The organism is Mesorhizobium sp. M5C.F.Ca.IN.020.32.2.1, assembly GCF_004023105.1.
GTDB lineage: Bacteria > Pseudomonadota > Alphaproteobacteria > Rhizobiales > Rhizobiaceae > Mesorhizobium > Mesorhizobium wenxiniae.
Window position 1 is genome coordinate 1 of the sequence record NZ_RZSX01000726.1, and the last position, 3,301, is coordinate 3,301.

At 56.5% G+C, this 3,301-nt stretch carries 4 protein-coding genes; 3 read left to right on the forward strand and 1 reads right to left on the reverse strand.

Annotated elements, in window-relative coordinates; genetic code table 11:
* From EOA86_RS27740 to EOA86_RS27750, 3 genes are all read left to right on the forward strand, one after another.
* Positions 1 to 547 (forward strand): hypothetical protein (locus tag EOA86_RS27740; protein ID WP_206630149.1); only part of this gene is annotated, 547 nt, incomplete at its 5' end.
* 38 nt (positions 548 to 585) lie between these two features.
* On the forward strand, positions 586 to 1,350 hold the full coding sequence (locus EOA86_RS27745; RefSeq protein WP_128344597.1) for a sulfotransferase domain-containing protein: 765 nt from the start codon (positions 586 to 588) through the stop codon (positions 1,348 to 1,350).
* Positions 1,347 to 2,033: a sulfotransferase gene (locus EOA86_RS27750; RefSeq protein WP_164892030.1), complete on the forward strand. Its 687-nt coding sequence runs from the start codon at positions 1,347 to 1,349 to the stop codon at positions 2,031 to 2,033. The genes EOA86_RS27745 and EOA86_RS27750 overlap by 4 nt, the downstream gene beginning before the upstream one ends.
* Before the next feature lie 18 nt (positions 2,034 to 2,051).
* Here EOA86_RS27750 and EOA86_RS27755 read toward each other — a convergent pair whose 3' ends face one another.
* On the reverse strand, positions 2,052 to 2,972 hold the full coding sequence (locus tag EOA86_RS27755; protein WP_128344600.1) for a sulfotransferase family 2 domain-containing protein: 921 nt from the start codon (positions 2,970 to 2,972) through the stop codon (positions 2,052 to 2,054).
* Positions 2,973 to 3,301: the final 329 nt, after the last annotated feature.

Sequence of the window (3,301 nt, forward strand, 5' to 3'; positions counted from 1 at the left end):
CGTTGTCGGCTCCCCGGTAATTGAGCGTGCCGTCGGAAGCGCTGGCGCCAGGCACGATGAAGGGCTTTTTGTGCTGGTGAACTTCAAGGGGGATATCGAAGAGCCCGCAGATCGCCAAGCGATTGAAGCCGTGGCAGCCGCATGTGCGAAACTCGGCCTTCCCCATGTCGTTAGCGTACACCCCACGATGTTCGCAAAAGTCGATATGCCGAACAAATCGACCCTGGATTTCGCACAGCTGCTCCCGGACGCTCTGGCGCTCGTAACGCGCCCAAGCACCACTGTTTACGAAGCAATCGCCTGCGGCATTCCGGTGGTGCTGTTTCCGCTGGTTTCTCCCATGGTCGAGTTCGACAGCCCTATGGGCGCTTTCAAACCAACAATGTCGGAGCATGACCTCGTCGAGGATATCCGCGCTGCGGTCAGGTCAAGGCCGACTTATTTTGAGCAAAGCCGGGACTTCCTCAATGCCAATCTGTCGATTGATCCAAAGGTGCCGGCTTCGCAACGGATCGCCAATGCCTTAATCGATATTTACAATCGCTGATCTGCTCGATCAAAGTGCCCGCAATCGGAGTCCGCAAGTTGAGTTTGTTTTCCAACTTTTTTGCAAGAAAGCCGCCCCTCCTTGTCGTCTCGTTTCCCAAATCCGGGCGGACCTGGCTGCGCGTAATGCTTGACGATCTGGGCGTGGATGCGGCTTACACGCATGACGGTTCCGACCACAAGGATCTGCGTGACATTGCGCAGATCAGCCCCGACAAATCTCGCTACAAACGCCAACGGATTCTATTCCTGACGCGAGACCCCCGCGACACTGCGGTATCTGGATATTTTCAGGTCAACAAACGCCATGGGCTGGAAGCAGGTCCGATCGGCGATTGTATAAGAAGCCCCAAACACGGTGTCGAGAAGATTGCCCTTTTCAACCTGCAATGGTTTGCAGCCGCACGTCACATGCGAAAGATTGCGCTTCTGCGCTATGAAGATGTGCAGCGGGATACAAACGACGCATTGCGCAGCATCGGAAAATTCTTGGGAAAATCCTTTGAGGAGTCCCAGCTTGCCGATGTTGCCGTCAGCAGATCGTTCAAACGAATGCAGCAATCTGAAATCTCAGGAGAGCTGGGTGCGCGCTATGGCGGGAGATTGCAACCGCGCAATCCTGACGACCCGGAAAGCTTCAAGGTTCGAAAAGGTAAGGTCGGTGGTTATTTGGACTACCTCAGCGCGGATGATATTGCCTTTTGTGACAATGTGCTTGCGCGGCTCGATTACTGGACGCGGCTTGATGAAGCCTTTCAGCGGCATGGCATATCTTATGCCGACGACAGGGCAGGTGTGAATTGATCCGATGCACCGGCTTTGTCTGCGGATGCGGACATAGCGGCACCACGCTGATAGCTACGATTCTTGCCTCGCATGCCGATGTCTTTTTGCCATTCGAAGAAACGAACGTGTTTTTCAAATGGGCTCCACTTGCGCTGTTTCGCTACTCAAAGCTGAAACGGGCGGCCATTGGGGCGGGCAAGTCGGTGCTGCTTGAAAAGACACCGCGTCATATCAGGCGTGTCGACCGGATACGACGCCTGGTGCCGGGCGCGAAGTTCGTGATGCCGGTACGCGATGGGCGCGATACCGTTGCTTCGCTGACAAGGCGGCTTGGCGATGCGACCGCGAGCCTGGATCGCTGGATTTCGGACAACACAATGGTCCTTGCCGAGCGCGGCAGCACGGACGTCCTGATTTACCGCTACGAAGATCTTGTCGATGACCCGGAAGCGACCGTCGAAAAGATCTGCACCTTCCTGGGATTGTCATTCGACCAGAGCCTGCTCGATTATCATCGGAACCCGCAACGATGGTTCACACTTGATGCGCAACCCCAACATGCAGCATTGCGCAACCAGCAAGTGAACCAGCCAATTTATGATGGCCGCGGCCGCTGGAAGACCGAACTGGGTCAGCAGGAATTGATGGAGCTTACCGAGGGGCGTGGGAAACCCCTGATGCAGGCGTTCGGGTACATCTGAGACCGCCGCGCGACCACTTTACTCAGGAAGCGCGCGCGGATAGCCAAACTGATCGAAGTCGCGCTCATACGCGCGATAGATGGTATCAGCCAGTTCTGGCGTGAAATAGTCGGCAAGCCTGCGGCGGGAGGAGGTGTGCAGAGGTGGCATCGCCGCGCGTCGCATCTCGTCGCTTGCACCGACATGATCGAGAACCGGTTCGAAGTCCTGTGCGAAAGTCTCCGTCTTGCCGACGAGGTCGAACGCCACACCTGGAAGGTCGATGATGTCGCTTTGCCTCTGCCAATGCTTGTCGATCCGCCATGTGGAAGTCGTGCAGGCAAAGGCGACGAAATCTGCAAATGACAAGCTCTTGTCGGGTCCTACAGGCAGCGCCGGATCAGCCCTTTCGCGGTAGGCTAAATAGACCTCCACCCTGCCATAACCAGGCACAAGCGGACGGTCACGATATTGGTCGGCCCAGCACGACAACAGCCGGGTATAGGGGTTGCGAACGAAGGTAAATCGCAAGGCTTCCGGACTGGTGGCCATGCGATAGAACTGCAGGACGCCATGGCGGGGCGCCTGCAAGTTCGACGCCTTTCGGTTGTGCACCTTCCAGTTCTGGTCGCTGCGCCACCCCGACACGGTGTCGTTTCCGATCATGGCTGCAAGGTTGCTGCGAATGCGGCTACTCGCCGCCTTTGGCGTGGCGAGGTACAGGATCTTGAGTTGCGGGACTACGTCGATCAGGTCGTCAGGCAGATATGCGGTTTCCATGGCTCTGCGGTAAAAAGCCAACGCCTCGGGATTGCGCCAGCTCAAAACCTGCTCGACAACCCGCCACCGAAGCGACCGCAGTTTCGGCCTCAACTGGCGTTCGATTTTCCTCAATCCACGAGTCTGCTTCGATTTCGGGACGGGAATCTCATACGACACGTTGGGGGTGCTGGTGTTCATCCGCTCTTTCCTATTAGTTTCTAAATGCCTCACCACTGGGAAAACCGCAAGCAACGGTGGAGAATCGCCCCAAATCTGTTTTCGCCGCGCGCCAGCACCGACTTCCTGATCTACCGCAACAGTGATTTACGGTTGACGCGCAACCGGCCGCCGAGATTGGGAAGCGTATGGACGAGGCGCGACAAAAGACGTGGTTGCTCATCGGCCAAGTTTGATCGACATGAGTCGTCATGTCATAAGGTCCGGAAGCGGGGTCCTTAGCAATCGGCAGCTGATAGGAATGTTTGCGAGGTGACCATGAAATTACTGCGGTGGCTCAAACCGAAGGC

What these genes read in the sequence shown, in the direction of transcription:
- EOA86_RS27755 (WP_128344600.1), bottom strand. Translation starts at nt 2,972, where the DNA reads ATGAACACCAGCACCCCCAACGTGTCGTATGAGATTCCCGTCCCGAAA.